At 52.7% G+C, this 17,721-nt stretch carries 14 protein-coding genes; 7 read left to right on the top strand and 7 right to left on the bottom strand.

The genetic code is table 11. The features are described from left to right. Positions 1–63: 63 nt before the first annotated feature. Entirely contained in the window at positions 64–972 is a 909-nt protein-coding gene (locus tag U9S71_RS12155; RefSeq protein WP_326327774.1) for an NAD(P)/FAD-dependent oxidoreductase, read from the top strand. Here U9S71_RS12155 and U9S71_RS12150 read toward each other — a convergent pair. From U9S71_RS12150 to U9S71_RS12140, 3 genes are read right to left on the bottom strand one after another with little or no spacing between them, the layout of a single operon-like run. Continuing rightward, positions 969–1,649 carry an HAD family hydrolase gene (locus U9S71_RS12150; protein WP_326327773.1) on the bottom strand — a complete coding sequence of 227 codons (681 nt, stop codon included), beginning with the start codon at positions 1,647–1,649 and terminating at the stop codon, positions 969–971. The two genes, U9S71_RS12155 and U9S71_RS12150, sit on opposite strands and share 4 nt — an antisense overlap. Positions 1,650–1,702: 53 nt before the next feature. Beyond that, positions 1,703–2,572, bottom strand: coding sequence for a pirin family protein (locus tag U9S71_RS12145; RefSeq protein ID WP_326327772.1), 870 nt, complete (start codon positions 2,570–2,572; stop codon positions 1,703–1,705). Positions 2,573–2,623: 51 nt separating this feature from the next. After that, the gene (locus tag U9S71_RS12140) at positions 2,624–3,097 is read right to left on the bottom strand and encodes a hypothetical protein (RefSeq protein ID WP_326327771.1); all 474 of its coding nucleotides are present in this window, start codon (positions 3,095–3,097) and stop codon (positions 2,624–2,626) included. 274 nt (positions 3,098–3,371) lie between these two features. Here U9S71_RS12140 and U9S71_RS12135 point away from each other — a divergent pair, with 274 nt between their 5' ends. Then, a complete protein-coding gene (locus U9S71_RS12135) occupies positions 3,372–3,752 on the top strand; it encodes a VOC family protein (RefSeq protein ID WP_326327770.1) in 381 nt (126 codons plus the stop codon). Positions 3,753–3,844: 92 nt separating this feature from the next. Here the strand turns inward: U9S71_RS12135 and mtaB are convergent, their stop codons facing one another. Together mtaB and U9S71_RS12125 are read right to left on the bottom strand one after the other, a co-directional pair. Continuing rightward, positions 3,845–5,164: a tRNA (N(6)-L-threonylcarbamoyladenosine(37)-C(2))-methylthiotransferase MtaB gene (gene mtaB / locus U9S71_RS12130; RefSeq protein WP_326327769.1), complete on the bottom strand. Its 1,320-nt coding sequence runs from the start codon at positions 5,162–5,164 to the stop codon at positions 3,845–3,847. Between the two features lie 36 nt (positions 5,165–5,200). Next, the gene (locus U9S71_RS12125; RefSeq protein ID WP_326327768.1) at positions 5,201–7,828 is read right to left on the bottom strand and encodes a valine--tRNA ligase; all 2,628 of its coding nucleotides are present in this window, start codon (positions 7,826–7,828) and stop codon (positions 5,201–5,203) included. A gap of 295 nt (positions 7,829–8,123) precedes the next feature. Between U9S71_RS12125 and U9S71_RS12120 the strand changes: the two genes are divergently transcribed. Beyond that, positions 8,124–9,086 (top strand): hypothetical protein, encoded by a 963-nt coding sequence (locus tag U9S71_RS12120; protein WP_326327767.1) that lies wholly within the window; start codon positions 8,124–8,126, stop codon positions 9,084–9,086. Here U9S71_RS12120 and U9S71_RS12115 read toward each other — a convergent pair. Next, positions 9,072–11,447 carry an ABC transporter permease gene (locus tag U9S71_RS12115; RefSeq protein ID WP_326327766.1) on the bottom strand — a complete coding sequence of 792 codons (2,376 nt, stop codon included), beginning with the start codon at positions 11,445–11,447 and terminating at the stop codon, positions 9,072–9,074. The two genes, U9S71_RS12120 and U9S71_RS12115, sit on opposite strands and share 15 nt — an antisense overlap. 479 nt (positions 11,448–11,926) lie before the next feature. On the opposite strand from U9S71_RS12115, the gene U9S71_RS12110 reads away from it, so the two are divergent. From U9S71_RS12110 to U9S71_RS12095, 4 genes are all read left to right on the top strand, one after another. Further along, a complete protein-coding gene (locus tag U9S71_RS12110; protein WP_326327765.1) occupies positions 11,927–12,790 on the top strand; it encodes an EamA/RhaT family transporter in 864 nt (287 codons plus the stop codon). Continuing rightward, complete coding sequence (locus U9S71_RS12105; RefSeq protein WP_326327764.1) at positions 12,787–13,404, top strand: IMPACT family protein; 618 nt, start codon at positions 12,787–12,789, stop codon at positions 13,402–13,404. The genes U9S71_RS12110 and U9S71_RS12105 overlap by 4 nt, the downstream gene beginning before the upstream one ends. 177 nt (positions 13,405–13,581) lie before the next feature. Continuing rightward, on the top strand, positions 13,582–16,035 hold the full coding sequence (locus tag U9S71_RS12100) for a penicillin acylase family protein (RefSeq protein WP_326327763.1): 2,454 nt from the start codon (positions 13,582–13,584) through the stop codon (positions 16,033–16,035). Between the two features lie 6 nt (positions 16,036–16,041). Beyond that, positions 16,042–16,398: a hypothetical protein gene (locus U9S71_RS12095; RefSeq protein WP_326327762.1), complete on the top strand. Its 357-nt coding sequence runs from the start codon at positions 16,042–16,044 to the stop codon at positions 16,396–16,398. Positions 16,399–16,414: 16 nt separating this feature from the next. Here U9S71_RS12095 and U9S71_RS12090 read toward each other — a convergent pair whose 3' ends face one another. Next, positions 16,415–17,584, bottom strand: a complete 1,170-nt coding sequence (locus tag U9S71_RS12090; RefSeq protein WP_326327761.1) for a hypothetical protein — start codon at positions 17,582–17,584, stop codon at positions 16,415–16,417. Positions 17,585–17,721: the final 137 nt, after the last annotated feature.

Raw genomic sequence — 17,721 nt, 5'->3', positions numbered from 1 at the left:
CCGGGCGTGTTTTTTTTGTTGCAACATAGTTGCGTGTGATAAATTATTATGTAGCTTTGTCGGATGGAACGAGCTAATTATTTCGATGTGGTCATTGTCGGCGGGAGCTATGCCGGATTGTCGGCGGCAATGGCGTTGGGGCGTTCGCTACGAAACGTGTTGGTTATCGACAGTGGGTTACCGTGCAACCGGCAAACGCCGCACTCGCACAATTTCATCACCCAGGATGGCGAAACGCCGTTGGCAATAAGTAAGAAGGCGCGCGAGCAGGTGATGCGGTATCCAACGGTACATTTCTTAGATGGTGTAGCGCTAAGCGGGGTAAAAACGGTGGAGGGCTTCGCCATTACCACAAAATCAGGCGATACGTCTATGGGTAGAAAGTTAATTTTAGCAACAGGTATCGAAGACCAGTTGCCTGATATCAAAGGCTTTGACCAATGCTGGGGGATATCGGTCGTCCATTGCCCATATTGCCACGGGTATGAGTTCCGTGACCAACGGACAGGAATCTTGGCGAATGGCGATCGGGCGTTTCACCTGGCCTCGCTCGTCAATAATCTCACCGATAAACTGGCAATCCTTACCTCGGGCCCGCCCACTTTCAGTGCCCATCAGCTCGCAAGTTTAAAACGACATGGCATTGAGATGATCGACGGCAGCGTCGTTGAAATAGTTCATCGGGACGGTCACCTCGAAAATGTCGTGTTTGACGATGGGACCAGGACGTTGTTCCACGCCCTATATGCCGCCGTTCCTTTTATCCAACGTTCGGAAATCCCCGTTGCGTTAGGGTGCGATCTCACCGAACATGGTCATATAAAGGTAGATAGTTTGCAACGGACGACCGTTGAAGGGGTATATGCATGCGGTGACAACTCCAGCCCTATGCGGTCGGTTGCCAATGCCGTCGCAGCAGGTAATTTTACTGGGGCCATGGTCAATAGCGTGCTTACGGAAGAAGCGTTTTAGTCGGCAATAAGCGATTCTAAAAACTCCCTTACTTCATGCAGGTTGTCGAATGATCGATCGGTTGGCAATTCCTGTCTGATGGACAAGTGCGTTTGCACCCCAAAACAAGTTAACCCGGCAGCCTTGGCAGCGGTTGCACCCGTCACCGAGTCTTCCATCACCAGACAGTCTTCGTGCTCCAGTCCCAATTGTGCTACGCAGCGGAGGTAAGGTTCTGGGTTCGGCTTCGGTTGGTGCACATCCGTACGGCTCACCACCGTCGAAAAAAAGTGGCGTAAGTCGTTCCGTTCCAAATGGTAGTTGGCCACCTCCCGTTTGCTGGAGGTTACGACCGCCATAATAAGCTCCCGTTGATGCAGAAAATTAATCAGATCGGTGGCTCCCGGCATCAAAGACACGGTTTCTACCTCATGCAACTCGGCAATGATTGCACGCGTGCGATCGTTGAATGCCGCTTTATCTACCGTAAAACCGTAGTTGCTGTGTAGGTATTCCAGGGCCTGGCTATCGGTTTTGCCAGCCAGTTCATGCAGCCACATATCGCTGCCCAGTGCAAACCCGTAATGTTCCAGTGCCTTCCGCCAGGCTTTATAATAAAACCACTCTGAGTCGATCAGTGTACCGTCCAGGTCAAATAATACGGCTTTCCAGTTTCCTATCATATCACGTTCTTCCATATATGCCGTAAAGGTACGAAAACCGATCTACGGTATCGACCTGTGGTGTATGCTTACGACAGCGGTTCGGGCCGTGGTGGGCTGTCGGAGGGCCTTGATTTATCATTAGGCAGCGGAATGAATTCACTATGGTCATTGGGAGGTAAAATAAACCGGCCTTGTTTCCAATCTTCTTTCGCCTGTTCAATGCGTTCTTTCCGTGACGAAACGAAGTTCCACCAGATGAACCGTTCGCCCAAGGGCTCTCCGCCGAGGAGCATCAGTGTAGTTGCCTCTTCTTTGGCCACGATACGGGGGTCGACGCCTTTGGTGAAAACCAGCATCTTCCCCGCTCCGTAAGTAACCCCATTAATCTCTACCGCTCCCTTTACCACATAAAACCCACGCTCCGCATGCTCTTGTGGTAGACCGAAACGGGCGCCTTGCTGCAAAACAACGTGGAGGTAAAACAGCGGTGAGTTGGTATGCACATCATTTTTCAAGCCATAGGCATTGCCTGCGATGAGTCGCATCCAAATACCTTTATCGGTGAAAATGGGCAGTTGCTCCGGTTTGTAGTTGGTAAAAGACGGGGCCGCTTCCTCGTCGCGTTCGGGCAGCGCCACCCAAGTCTGTATCATTTCCAAACCGCCCGCCAACGACGCTGGGTCTTCAAATCGTTCGGAGTGGGCTATGCCGCTGCCGGCGGTCATCCAGTTAACCTCGCCCGGACGGATGATCTGCTCCACGCCCAAGCTGTCGCGGTGCGTTACCGCCCCCCCGAACAAGTAGCTAACGGTCGATAAGCCGATGTGGGGGTGCGGAAGTACATCCATATCTGCTGGTGTTGCCAGCGGATTGTTAATCGGGCCGGCGTGATCCATGAAAATAAAAGGACCCACCATTCGGCGTAGTCGAAACGGAAGGATACGTTTAACTTTCATCTCGGCGCTTATTGCGGCCGTACGTGCGTCAATAACTAAGTCGAGCATTGCCTATTGTTTTTTTGATGAATGGCCGGTTCTCTGTTTTCCATGTTCGGACATCGCGAAATCCTGCCGCCGGTTCATCGCTTTGATAAATTCGACTTCCCGGAAACGTATGGCGCTCCAATCGTCGTCTATGGCCACCTGCCGTACGGCTTCAAAACCCAATTGTCCGAGTATCTCCCAGCCTTGGTCCCTATTTATTTCCGCGCGGTATTTTTTGGATGATCCTTTGGGGTAAGCAAACCATACCACAGGGTCCGCCCTTAGTTTTTCACGGACCATTGGTGTTATCTGGTCGATGTCTGCTTTCGTTTTTACGAATGCCAGTAGGAAGTCGAATTCGCCGTCCGCATGGATGGCATGATTTACTGTAGTATCTTGCGCTATCGCTTCCAATTCGCCTTCGAACTCAACCGGAGCATTTAAAATGAGGATTTCCGGTTGCTGTTTGAAGTTAAGTTTTTTGAATATGGGTGTCATGCCGCTGCATTTTTTATGATCGGAATACACATTACAGGTGTTCAAGTTAGTAAGGATTATCTTTGAAACCAAATTCCTCGCAAAATGAACTGGCTAAGTTTGTCCCAGCAGAGCGACTCACTTATTCCAGCATTTACAACCCGCGTGATGAGTAATTACAGCAGTGGGTATAAAAAAACAAACGACAGTTGTGTGCTAATAAAATTAGTGTTATTTTTGATGGTCCAATTTGATAGCATATGCATTCAAATCATTAATCAGTAAATAAAACAACATGGATATTAAAAATGCAGTACTAGGCCTCCGTACCACCATCTATCGGGTAAATGACCTCGACGCCGCCAAGCAATGGTATGCCCGGGCATTCAACACGCCACCCTATTTCGACGAACCCTTTTACGTCGGGTTCGACATCGGCGGCTTCGAGCTGGGGCTCCAGCCGGAAACAGCTGCATCGGAAATCAAAGCCGAGAGTGTGGTGGCTTTCTGGGGCGTGGCGGATCTCCGCGAGGCTTACGGGCATTTCACTGACGTAGGGGCGACGGTATATGAAGAACCCCGGGAGGTAGGCGGCGGCATCATCGTGGCCAAGGTTAAGGATCCTTGGGGCAATCTCATCGGTTTGATCTACAATCCCCATTTCAAAAGCGTATAATACTTTCATCACCAAACGCCCCTTGGCAATCGAAACAGTGGCGACGACTGCGAAAAAGGGTATACGTATAAAAATGGATGTTACATAGGGAGTTAGTGCCCCAGTAATTCCGGCAGCGCTTCGACGTCCATTTCACCCTGTTCGGTGATGGCGGTAAACTTCACGGTAAAAGTTTCGTTGACCAGTAGCGGATCGTAGGGTGTACGTACCTTTACATAGTTCCGACTGAACCCGTGCATGTACCCATCCTTGATGTCGCTTTCGAATAGCACGTCGCCGTCTTCGCCCAGCTGTGTTTGGTAAAACGCCCGTCGCTTCTTTTCCGATAGGATATGGAGCATTTTGCTGCGCTCGCCGCGCTGCGCCCCCGGTACGGCACCTTCCATCTGTGCGGCAATGGTGTTTTCACGCTCCGAATAGGTGAATACGTGCAAGTAGGAAATATCCAACCCGTTGAGGAATTGGTAGGTTTCCAAAAAGTCTTCCCGTGTTTCCCCGGGGAAACCGACAATCACGTCCACGCCGATACAACAGTCGGGCATCAGTTCCTTTATCCGTGCCACGCGGTCGGCATACAGCTCCCGTTTGTAGCGCCTACGCATCAGCCCGAGTATCCTGTTGGAACCCGATTGCAGCGGGATATGGAAGTGGGGAACGAACCGCTTGGATTGTGCCACGAAGGCGATGATCTCGTCGGTGAGGAGGTTAGGCTCAATGGACGATATCCGGAAACGGCTCACCGACTCCACTTCATCGAGCGCCTTTATCAGGTCGATGAAGTGGTCGCCGCGTTCGCCAGCTCGAAGGCCGAAGTCGCCGATGTTTACCCCGGTCAACACGATTTCCTTGATACCCGATGCACCGATTTCGTCCGCTTGTCTCACGATGTCGGCAATGGTGCCGCTTCGACTGGCACCGCGGGCCAACGGGATGGTGCAGAAGGTGCAAGAGTAGTCGCACCCATCCTGTACTTTCAGGAACGTGCGGGTACGGTCGCCCATTGAAAATGCCGGTATGAATACATTGGTCTCGGCAATCGGCGCGTTATGTATGATGGGTTTAGTTGGTTTCGTTAACTCGTTGATATGTTCAATGATATTGAACTTTTCAGCAGCGCCCAATACCATGTTCACGCCGGGTATTTCGGTAATCTCACGCGGTTTCAACTGTGCATAGCAGCCCACCACCACGATATAGGCATTCGGCGAATGACTGAGGGCTTCGCGCACTACTTTACGGCATTTCCTGTCGGCATTCTCGGTTACCGAGCAGGTGTTGATCACATAGATATCCGCAGGGTCATGGAATGGTACGGGTGCATATCCCGCATCCTGGAAGATGCGGCCAATGGCCGATGTCTCCGAAAAATTCAGCTTACATCCCAGGGTATAAAACGCAACTCGCTTGCTCATATCAGACCGCCAAAGGTACGGAAAAACAGTGGATTACTAAAGGCTAGCTAAATTCTCGGTGAGCAGTTGCAACTTCGCCTCCGCATCGGCCTTCTTGTTCCGTTCGTTGTCCACGATTTCCGGTTTTGCGTTTTGCACGAACCGTTCGTTGCCCAATTTGGCGTTTACCGATTTCAGGAAACCATTGAGGTAAGCGATCTCTTTGGTGATGCGTTCCTTTTCGGCCTCCACGTCAATCTGCTCGGCAATATCCACATAACATTCGTCCTTACCTACTAGGAAGCTCGTTGCGCCGGCCGGTTTCTCGGCGGTGAATTGGATGTCGGCCACGTTGCCCATTTTTTCCAACGCTTCGGTATAACGGGCATAGTCCACGTCGGAAGTAGCATGGATGGCCAATGGGAGTGTGGTTTTTGGCGATAACTGTTTGGCATTCCGGAGGTTCCGTATTTCAGAGACCACCTGTTGGATGACGGCGAAGTCGGCCAGCACCTTGCTGTCGTACGGGGTGCTTTCCGGGTATTCGGCCACGATGCAGCAGTCGCCCGCCTCCCGGTTGCCGAAGAGGTCATCGTGCCACAGTTCCTCGCTGATGAACGGCATGAAGGGATGGATGAGCTTGAGTACCGACTCGAAAAAACCGACGGTAGCGTCAAACGCCTCCCGTGCGATCGGCTGCTGGTAGGCCGGTTTAGCCAGTTCGAGGTACCACGAGCAGAAATCATCCCACACCAGTTTGTAAGTGGCCATCAGCGCGTCGGATATCCGGTAGCTGGCGAAATGCCCTTCGATTTCGGCTAGCGCTTGGTTGAAGCGGTGGCCGAACCAGACGGCGGCTTCCCGCTGGGCGGAAGAAGCAGGGGTATCGGCCACTTCCCAGCCTTTCACCAGCCGGAAGGCGTTCCAGATCTTATTGGCGAAGTTACGGCCCTGCTCGCAGTAGGCCACGTCGAACATCAGGTCGTTGCCGGCAGGCGAGGAGAGGAGCATGCCCACGCGCACGCCATCGGTGCCGTATTGCTCCATCAGTTCGATGGGGTCGGGCGAGTTGCCGAGCGATTTGGACATCTTGCGGCCCTGCTTATCGCGAACGATGCCGGTGAGGTATACGTTCTTGAAGGGCGGGGTGCCGCGGAACTCATGGCCAAAGATGATCATGCGGGCCACCCAGAAAAACAGGATTTCCGGCGCGGTGACGAGGTCGTTGGTGGGGTAATAATAGTTGATATCTTCGTTGTCGGGATGCCGTGTGCCGTCGAACACCGACATGGGCCATAAGCCTGAGGAAAACCAGGTGTCCAGCACGTCGTCTTCCTGCCGGATGCCTTCGGCCGTTTTGCCTGCAGCCGCAAATTCCGCAAGGGCTTCCGTCTCTGTTTTGGCCACCACCCACTCGCCTTCGGCATTGTACCACGCCGGTATGCGCTGGCCCCACCACAGTTGCCTGCTGATGGTCCAGTCCTTGATGTTTTCCATCCAGTGGCGGTAGGTGTTGATGAACTTGTCGGGAATGAGCTTCACGTCGCCGTTCACCACATAGTCGAGCGCCGGCTTGGCCAGCTCCTGCATCCGGCAGAACCACTGCATGGAAAGCTTGGGCTCGATGGCCGCATCCGTCCGTTCGGAAAAGCCCACCTGTGAGGTGTAAGGCTCCGTTTTTTCCAGCTGACCAGCTTCGTCGAGCAACTTGGCAACGGACTTGCGCGCTTGGAAGCGGTCTTCGCCCACCAGGATTTCGGCTTTCTCGTTGAGTGTGCCGTCGTCGTTCAGAATGTCGATGATCTGGAGGTTATGCTTCTGCCCCAGTTCGTAGTCGTTCAGGTCGTGCGCCGGCGTTACCTTCAGGCAGCCGGTACCGAAAGCGATATCGACGTACTCATCTTCAATGATGGGTATTTCGCGGTTCACGAGCGGCACGATGGCCGTTTTCCCCTTCAGGTGGGCCCAGCGCTCGTCGTTCGGGTTGATACAGATTGCGCTGTCGGCCATGATGGTCTCCGGCCGGGTGGTAGCGATGGTGAGGTAGGTGGGGGCATCGCCCGGCGCACCCTTCACGGCATACTTTACGTAGTAGAGCGTCTGGTTCACCTCGCGGCGGTTGACTTCCTCATCCGACACGGCCGTGCGGCCCTGCGGGTCCCAATTGACCATCCGTACGCCGCGGTAGATATACCCTTCGCGGTACAGTCGGATAAAGGTGTCAATGACCGCATCGGAAAGATCAGGATCCATGGTAAACCGCGTCCGGTCCCAGTCGCACGACGCCCCCAGCTTTTCCAGCTGTTTCAGGATGATGCCGCCGTACTTCTCCTTCCATTCCCAGGCATAGTCAAGAAACTGTTCACGTGTGATGTCTTTCTTGCTGATTCCACGCTCTTTAAGCATGGCCACTACCTTCGCTTCGGTGGCGATGGAGGCGTGGTCGGTACCCGGTACCCAGCATGCATTTTTGCCTTGCATGCGGGCACGGCGGATGAGCACATCCTGGATGGTGTTGTTGAGCATATGGCCCATGTGGAGTACACCCGTTACGTTGGGTGGCGGCATCACAATGGTATACGGCTCCCGTTCATCGGGTACCGAACGGAAAAAGCCGTTCTCCTTCCAATAGGCATACCATTTATCTTCGGCTTCCCTGGGGTTGTATGTCTTGGATATCTGCATGGAATTGTCTGCGATTATAGGGATGCAAAATTAGTGAAAGATACGTGTGAAAGCAAATCCAATCGGTTCTGTACGTGGTTTATTCGAAATAGGTGGGTTTTTACGGATAATCGTTGACAGGGAGGTGGATAATCTGGCCAAAATGCCAAACACTGCCCTACTTTTTGATGGCCAGATTTGATACCTTTTGCCGGAGGTGAAAAATGAAAAGTGGTTTAACGGTATCAAAAACAGTGTTTTTTGGTCATTTTCACCAAAACATATGTGTTTTGAGGCAAAACACATATGTTTTGGGTTGGAACTTATCTGCTTTAGGCCGGAAGTTATCCTTTCTGAGGCAGAGTCCATCGGGTTTAGGTCATCGTTGATTGGGTTTGAGTCATCGTTGATTGGGTTTGGGTCATCGTTGATTGGGTTTAGGTCATCGTTGATTGGGTTTGAGTCATCGTTGATTGGGTTTGGGTCATCGTTGATTGGGTTTAGGTCATCGTTGATTGGGTTTGAGTCATCGTTGATTGGGTTTGGGTCATCGTTGATTGGGTTTAGGTCATCGTTGATTGGGTTTGAGTCATCGTTGATTGGGTTTGGGTCATCGTTGATTGGGTTTAGGTCATCGTTGATTGGGTTTGAGTCATCGTTGATTGGGTTTGGGTCATCGTTGATTGGGTTTAGGTCATCGTTGATTGGGTTTGAGTCATCGTTGATTGGGTTTGGGTCATCGTTGATTGGGTTTAGGTCATCGTTGATTGGGTTTGAGTCATCGTTGATTGGGTTTGGGTCATCGTTGATTGGGTTTAGGTCATCGTTGATTGGGTTTGAGTCATCGTTGATTGGGTTTGGGTCATCGTTGATTGGGTTTAGGTCATCGTTGATTGGGTTTGAGTCATCGTTGATTGGGTTTGGGTCATCGTTGATTGGGTTTAGGTCATCGTTGATTGGGTTTGAGTCATCGTTGATTGGGTTTGGGTCATCGTTGATTGGGTTTAGGTCATCGTTGATTGGGTTTGAGTCATCGTTGATTGGGTTTGGGTCATCGTTGATTGGGTTTAGGTCATCGTTGATTGGGTTTGAGTCATCGTTGATTGGGTTTGGGTCATCGTTGATTGGGTTTAGGTCATCGTTGATTGGGTTTGAGTCATCGTTGATTGGGTTTGAGTCATCGTTGATTGGGTTTAGGTCATCGTTGATTGGGTTTAGGTCATCGTTGATTGGGTTTGAGTCATCGTTGATTGGGTTTAGGTCATTATTCTTCCTGTAGCGATTCCACTGGATTAGCTGTAGCGGCTTTAATAGCCTGCCCAGTTACGGTGAGCATAGCAATCATCAGCGCAGAGAATCCCGCTAAGGCAAACATCCACCACTGAAGGTCTATACGGTAGGCAAAGCCCTGTAACCAATAGCTCATCGCCCACCAAGCAATTGGAGACGCAATAATCACGGCTATAAGCACCAACTTCACAAAATCCTTAGAAAGCAAGCCGACAATGTTCGATACAGACGCTCCGAGCACCTTGCGGATGCCGATTTCCTTGGTGCGCTGCTCGGCCATGAAAGCGGCCAGCCCGAACACTCCCAAGCACGCGATGGAGATGGCGAGCACGGCAAATATGCTAAACAGCTTGGCGGCCCGTTCTTCTTCCACAAACTTCTGGGCGTATTCTCCGTTTGTGAATGCGTATTCAAAGGGCGCGCCGGGATTGATTTGTCTGAATACCCCTTCGATTTCCGCTAAAGCCGTGTTTAGCGGCGATGCGGAATCCAGGCGTACAGTGATCGCATTGAGCCAGTCGTATCCCAAGGTGAAGACGGTAGGCTGTATGGATTGGTAGGGCGATTCCATGACCATGTTGTCCACGACACCGATGATGGTATGCTCCTTCCCGTAAAACCCGATGGTTTGGCCCACGGGATCCGCAAAGCCAGTCAGTTTCGCCGCGGCTTCGTTTAAGACGACCGATCCCGTATCCGAAGGGAACGCACGTGAAAAGTCGCGGCCTGCGTTGACCTGCCATCCCAATGTGCTACCGAAATCGTGGGTCACGCCCACGACACCCATTAACGGTACCAGTCCTGGATCCTTGCCTGCCCAATCGAAATCCGAATTGTCCACGGGGCGCTCCGTTGACCGCGTAGACGACATCGCCATGTCACTCACCACGCCGGTTTGCAGGAGTTCATCGCGCAGTACATCGTAGGCGATGCCATACAGTTCCGGGGTATTCATACCAATGGTAATCAAGCTTTCCGGATGATACCCCACCGGACGGTTCTTGGCATGCTGTACCTGCCTGTCCATTACCACAAATGCTGCCATCAGGGCAATGGAAATCGTGAACTGGCCCACCACAAGCCCTCTACGGACCCACACGGCGACATGCCCCGGCTTGAACGCTCCTTTCAGTGCGGTGATGGGGCTGAACGTGGAAAGATAACAGGCCGGGTAGCTGCCGGATAGCAGGCCGGTAAGGAAGGTAACGCCCATGAGCGAGGTCCAGAAGTAGGGGGAGGCAAGGGGCAGGTTTAGCTGCTTTGCCGTCAACTGGTTGAAAACCGGAAGTAATGAAAATACGATAACAACCGTGAGCAGGAGCGCCAGAAATGCGACCAGCACCGCTTCAACCAAAAATTGTCCGGCCAGTTGGCTGCGGTTCGAGCCCATGGTTTTGAGCACACCGACTTCCTTTATCCGCTTTTCGCTCTTGGCAGTGGAAAGGTTCATGAAATTGATGCAGGCCAGGCACAGGACGAATAGGCCAATGACACCGAAACGGTACACCATGTCGATACGGCCATGGGTGGCCTCCCCGTTCTGGAACTCACTGTACAAGCGCCATTTCTCCATGGGATGGAGCGACAGTTCCTCGTTCCCACCTTTCACGTGCGGTTTGGCGATGTCCTTGATCTTTGCATTTACCTGCTCGATTCGGACCTGTTCTTCAAGTTCCACAAAAAGCTTCCAGCCCCGATTGTCCCAGTCCTGGCCGGCCTCATGCATCCATTGGAATGTGCCCATGGCCTTGTCCCACGGCAGGAAAAGCGGGGTTTCCGAAAAGGTGGTGTTTTGGGGAAGGTCGGCAAATACACCGGCCACCTGCATATCGGCCATGTTGTCCAGACGGAACGTCCTGCCGGTCGGATCCCCTTTACCGAACAACGCGTTGGCCAGCGACTGGGTAAGCAAGGCCGCCGAGGGATCCTGTAGCCCGTCCCGGCTTCCATAAATCATGTCGAGGGTAAGCATGTGTGGCAGGTCAGCCTGCACCCACATCCCGTCGGCAGAGAACTTTTTGTCCCCGTGGGCCACAATATGGGTAAAGCTGGGCACCGCCAAGGCAACACGGCTGAAATCGTCGCCAAACCTTTCTCTTAAGGCATCGGCCACCGGGATGGCAATTGCGTCACTGGTGACGCTTTCGCCATTGATGGTCTGGGTATCCATCACCTGCGCAATGCGGCCCTGATGCGTATGGTAGGTATCGAACGTAAACTCGTCCCCAATCCAAAGAGCAATGAACAGCGCGGTTGACAAACCGAGTGCAAGCCCGGTGATGTTGATGATGGAAAACATCCGGTTTCGTTGCAGGTTACGCCAGGCGATTTTGAGATGGTTTTTAATCATTGTTATGTGCTATTAGCGGTTTTCAACTTATGGACTTCGTCTGTGTTGAGGAATCCTTTGATTTTCAAATAGACCTTAAATGGTTATTGTTCAACGGTTAAATATTTTCAATAATGCTGCCAAATAGGTAAATTACTTGTATTCAATCTATTGAAAATCGCTTATCTTGTTAGGTGTTCGTATTCGGACACCTGTTGTCCGTATTCGGACAATGGATGTCGTTTCGGAAACGTCCGAAACGTCCGATACAGCCTAATAGAAATAGTTAATGATTTCGCCGTGTTAAAAGTCACGCAAAAATCACGCAAAACGGGACTTAAAGATTTATTCCAAAACCATCTGCCCATCTCTTGGAGATTCTGTTTTGATTATCCAAGGAATTGTTGAGCGTGATGGCAAATTTCCTATTTTGGTTCAGTAAAGGGGGGGACATGGGTACGGGAAGTATTGCTAACTTTACCGCCCTAAGCAGTACAACGATGATATACGTCTTACTGAGTGTTGTTTCGAGTGTCACCGTTTCCGTTATCCTTAAACTGGCACGGCAGTATCAAGTGGATACCACACAGCTTATCGTATGGAACTACCCCGTGGCGGTAGGCTGCACATGGTTTTTCCTTTCGCCGGAGTGGACGCCGGCAATGGCAGACCGTGCCCCGTGGCTACTTTACGGCGCGCTGGCCGTGCTGCTGCCGGGCATCTTCTTCGCCCTCAGCGCGTCCATCCGCTATGCCGGTATCGTACGTACCGAGGTGGCCCAGCGCCTTTCGCTGTTCATTGCGCTCATTGCCGCCTTCTGGCTATTCAACGAGTCAGCACAGGCAGGCAAACTCGTGGGTGTTGCCGTAGGTGTGGTCGGTATCCTGTGCAGCATCGGCTGGCACAAAGGCAAAAACCAATATGGCCGCAACCATGGGGCATGGCTTTTTCCGATGGTCGTCTTTTTTGGCTACGGCATCATCGATATCCTGTTTAAGCAGATTGCCCAGCATTCCGGTGTACCGTACACGACGTCGATGCTCGTGGTCTTCTGCCTGGCCATGTTGGCTGCGCTGGGGTTCCTGACGTACCACCTTACGGTATCGCGCAAGAAATTTTCCGTACATGCCATTTTTTGGGGGGTGGTGTTGGGCGGGTTCAATTTCGCCAACATCCTCTTTTACATGAAGGCCCACCGGGCGCTGCCGGATAACCCCTCCATCGTTTTTACCGGCATGAACGTGGGGGTGATTGCACTTGGTGCGCTCGTGGGGATAACCCTTTTCCGCGAAAAGTTATCGTTTATCAATAAAATTGGGATAATTTTGGCCGTCGTATCGGTATTGATCATTGCTTACCTGTGAGTTTATTTGAAGACACGTATAAAACCATTGCTGCACCTGCAGAGGGGCAGTTCAAAGACCGGGGCAGTAAATTTATTGCCTATGCTTACCCCCTGCGGGATGAGGCGGCGGTGAAGGAGCTTGTAGGTGCACTGAAAGCGCAGCACCCCAAAGCCCGCCACCACTGCTGGGCGTATCGGCTCACACCCGACCGTTCCGTTTTCCGTATTAACGACGATGGGGAGCCGTCGGGCACCGCCGGTCGGCCCATCCTCAATAGTTTGCTTTCGGCCGATATCACCAATGTGCTGGTCGTGGTGGTCCGCTACTTCGGAGGTACCCTATTGGGTGTTCCGGGCCTCATCCACGCGTATAAGGCGGCGTCGCTGGATGCGCTTTCGGCGGCGGAGATTGTGGAGCTAACGGTCAATGATGTGTACCGCGTAGCTTTTGCGTATGAGCAGCTCAACGAGGTGATGCGTGTCGTGAAGGCGGAAGATCTCAACGTGTTGAAGCAGGATTTTGACAACACGTGTGCGATGGAGCTCGAGATCAGGCAAACACAGGTAGCGCAGGTGCTGGGTCGATTAGGAAAGGTGGAAGGAGCCGTAGTGGACTTCCTCCGAACCGTGTAGGTATTATTTGGTGCTTTGCGGAACATCCCGTACATTTCCGCTATAAAACGTTCTCAATGGCTGCGGGGAGAACGATAATTTGTTTTATATGTAATGCGATTATAATTGCATATAAGAACAAATTTAGCTAAGTTTGATTGCAGCAGACCTTGTTATGTAGATCCATACCTAAATGATATGAGATTAATCAAGCACCTTTGGCCATTATTGATTTCCGTGGCCCTTATTTATGTATTCCATCACGCTTGGGGCGTGCTGCCGCCGCTCGGTAAACTGTTCAGTCCATTCCAGGGTTACCTGCAGAACGCGGAGGGGGCTCCGAAAGCTGGCGACACGGAAACCGTGTTGCCGGGCATCACCGGTGAGGTTGTGGTGCGGTATGATGACAACGCCGTGCCGCACATCTTTGCCCAGAACGACGAGGACCTGTATTTCGCGCAGGGATATGTGATTGCGCGCGACCGCCTTTGGCAAATGGAATTCTATACCCTCGTTTCGGCAGGACGCCTTACGGAAGTGGTGGGGGAGGCCGTACTCGAGTACGACCGTTTCAACCGGCGGCGCGGCATGGCCCGTTCGGCTGCGGCGATCGCCGAGCGGCTGGAAGCCGATACGGTGGCGAGCCGGGCGCTGGGTGCCTATGCTGCCGGGGTGAATGCTTATATTGCCCAGCTGGCCTATAAAGACCTGCCCATAGCGTACAAGTTGCTGAATTACCAGCCCGAGCCGTGGTCGCCCTACAAGTCCATCCTCATGCTGATGAACATGCGCAACACGTTGAATGGGGGCAGCAATGACCTCCGCCTTACGCAGGTGTTGGCGAAATATGGGCCTGAGGTAGTGGCCGACCTCTTTCCGGGTTACCCGGCTATCGAATCGCCCATTGTTCCCGAAGGAACCCCGTGGGATTTCGAGCCGCTGACGGTACCGCCGGTGCCCGATGAAGTGGCCGCTCGGCCTGATAGTAACCTGCTGGCCTTTTCCGTACCTGCACCGCGTCCGCAGGTGGGGAGTAACAACTGGGCGGTGGGCGGAAGCCGATCCACTACGGGCCTGCCCATACTGGCCAACGACCCCCACCTGCAACTCACGTTGCCCTCCATCTGGTACCAGATGCAGCTTTCATCGCCCAATGTGAATGTGTATGGCGTAGCCCTGCCCGGCACGCCGGCCATCATCATTGGCTTCAATAAGGATATAGCCTGGGGCGTTACGAATGTCGGTTCGGATGTGATGGATTTCTACCGCATCCGTTTCCGCGACAGCACCTTTACCGAGTACTGGCACGATGGGCAATGGAAGCCGACGGCGGTGCATGTGGAGACTTATCGGCTGAAGGACGGTAGGGCGTTTCACGATACCCTTTATTATACCCACCACGGGCCGGTGGTGTACCATAAGCCCGCGGAAGGCGCATATACCGACAGGGCGCCTGTGGGTTATGCCATGCGCTGGATAACGAACGAGACGGACGGGGCCGATGTGCTGACCTTCCATTACCTCAACCGCGCCAAAGATTACGATGATTACCGGGCCGCGCTGGCCTATTTCACCGCACCGGCACAGAATTTCGTGTTTTCGAGCAACGATGGCGATATTGCCATCACATCGAATGGCAAACTGCCGCTCAAATGGAAAGGGCAGGGGAAGTACCTGCTGGACGGCACGCTGGCATCGCACGACTGGCAGGGGTGGATACCGCGGGAGCAGAACCCTACGGTGAAGAATCCGCCGCGGGGCTTCGTGAGCTCTGCCAACCAGTTCCCGGCCGATACGACGTATCCCTATTACCTCGATTGGCGATTCGCCCATCCCAGTCGTGCCCTTCGCATCAATGAACGGTTGGCGGCCATGACCGCCGCCACGGTCGATAGCCTGCGCGACCTACAGAACGACAATTTCAATGTGGATGCACGGCGTATTTTGCCGCGGCTGCTGCGCGGACTGGCTACGGACGATTCGATCCGGCGGTCGGCGGAATACGATATCCTCGAACGGTGGGACTACCGAAACGATGCGGACGCCGTGGGTGCGACGATTTTCGAAAGCTGGTTCGATGAGCTGCCCGCCGCCATCTGGGGCGATGAGTTCCCCCGCGATGAGCAGCTGTTGTACCCGAGTCTCGATCGAACCTATACACTCATCGAGCGCGAGCCCGATGCAAAATGGTTCGACAATGTGCTGACCGTAGATACCGTTGAGACCATCGACGCGATCATTTGCCAGAGCTTTCAGCAAACCGTAAGTGGTTTACGCGAGCGGTTCGGCGAGGTGTCTGCGGAAAGCTGGGCTTGGAGCCGTGTGAAAAACACGCGCATCATGCACTTGGTGCCCAATTTCAGGTCGTTCGGCCGCACGGGTATCGTCACAGGCGGGGGCGGCAACATGGTCAACGCCACGTCAGGCACCCATGGCCCTTCATGGCGGATGGTCGTACAGCTCGATGGCGACTGGCCGAAGGCGTATGGTCTGTATCCGGGAGGTCAGTCGGGCAATCCCGGCAGTGTGTATTACGATAACATGATCGACCGGTGGGCTGCCGGTGAACTGGATACGCTGTTGTTCATGAAAACCGTGGATGAGCAGTCGCCGAAGCTGCAGCGGGATGTATTGTTGAAACCTAACGAATAAATCGATATGCTTTTCCTTTTTATCATCATTGTGGGTGCGGTGCTTTCGTTTTTTGGACCATGGTGGACCATTGCCCCGGTGTGTTTCGTGGGGTGTTGGTGGTTGGCTCGGCAAGCTTCAGGTGCTTTCTGGACATCGGCCAGCGGTGGCGCTGCGGTATGGGTAGGTTATTCCATTTACCTGCATATTAGCACAGGCGCTGGCTTGGCTGCGCAGGTGGCGGGAATTTTCACTGGCGGGGCACCATTCGCAGCCGGTCCGGCCGGGGCCGTGCTGATGGTAGCTATCTCCGCCTTGGTGGCCGCCCTGGTAAGTGGGTTTGCAGGGTTGGCCGGTCTACGCATCAAGCAGCTGTTAACTTAAGCGATAACATAACCGTTCACTCCATCCACCCAATGATTGCGTAGAGCCACGGCAGGTCGAAGGTGGTCCATCCGTTGTATGGTGCCGTCCATACTTTTATACCTTTCGGATAACCCAAATTGGCCCCCACGTCAGCATACGCTACGGCCAAGGCGTTATCGGTTGCCGTGGCATCGTTGCCCCAAACCGTACCGATTTCTCTTTCGCCATACCGGTACGTAAGCCCTTTATATTTATCCCGAAGGGCGGCCGAAGCGTTGTATCCCGTGTACGAAAATTGCGCGTTGAGGAAGAAATACGGATCAGGCAAAATCGTTCCACTTTCCAGGTTTAACAGATACCTGCGGCCATTCGTTGCCCGGTAATGGATATGGTTGAAATGGTCTTTTGAGAATTTTCCTTGGGGCAGCTGGGTGACATTCACGGAGTCGATGCGGAAAAGCGTCGTGTCGTGTTTTGTGGATAGGGTATATTGCCTAAGTTCGACGGTGTGCATCTTCGCATCTTTGTGGAAGATGTGGTTGTCGTACAAAAAGTTGTCGTTATCCAGCCAGTGGGCACCAATGCGGGATAGTTCCAGATTCATGATGATCGGCCCCGAAAGGTCAGGATCGGGTATGGCATCCAGGAGTTTAAAGTTTTCGTCGCGAATTTCGACACGTTTTAAATAGGCTGTATAGATTGTTTTTCGCCCGTTTGGCGAATAGAAGAGTGCCCGGTGGTTCGATGCGGATTTGTTCGTTTTCCTGAACGATCCCGCTTTGGCTCGATGGTATGTTAACGTAGCCAGATCGAGGAAATAAAATTCGGTCGGCTGGCCGTCCTTACGCCTTTCATACACCAGGGTATCGCCTAGGGCTTCGATGAATCGATCTTTCGGATCGCTATTCTCCCAGATGAGTTTCCGGTATTTCACATCAATGACGGCACCGTCGCTGCCGATGACGTACCGGTTTTCGTGCCACGATGAACTGCCCAGGTGGAAGGAGATATCGGGTGGCCCGGGCTTGTCTTCAAAAATTGTGTCTTTCGACGTGAATAGGCCGTCTTTGAATGTATAGGTCGTCAAATACTGGTAGCTGATGTCGCCTTTTTTGTTTTCAACGACTAGCAGTTTCTGCGCGCGCTGTGCCAATGCAATAAAGCAGAGCATGGACAGTATCATGGATAATAGTGGTCTCAGCATCGTTTGTGTTCGGTTATAATGGTATGTCGAGACGATAAAAGTAAGGATATTATTTTAATACCCATAAATACCTAATTTGGTGTATTGCATGGCGGCCTATTTATGTCGACCTTAGCTGACAGAAACGACCATGTAAA

The sequence above is a fragment of the Parapedobacter flavus genome (genome assembly GCF_035818675.1).
GTDB lineage: Bacteria > Bacteroidota > Bacteroidia > Sphingobacteriales > Sphingobacteriaceae > Parapedobacter > Parapedobacter flavus.
This window is presented reverse-complemented; position numbering and strand designations above follow the sequence as displayed.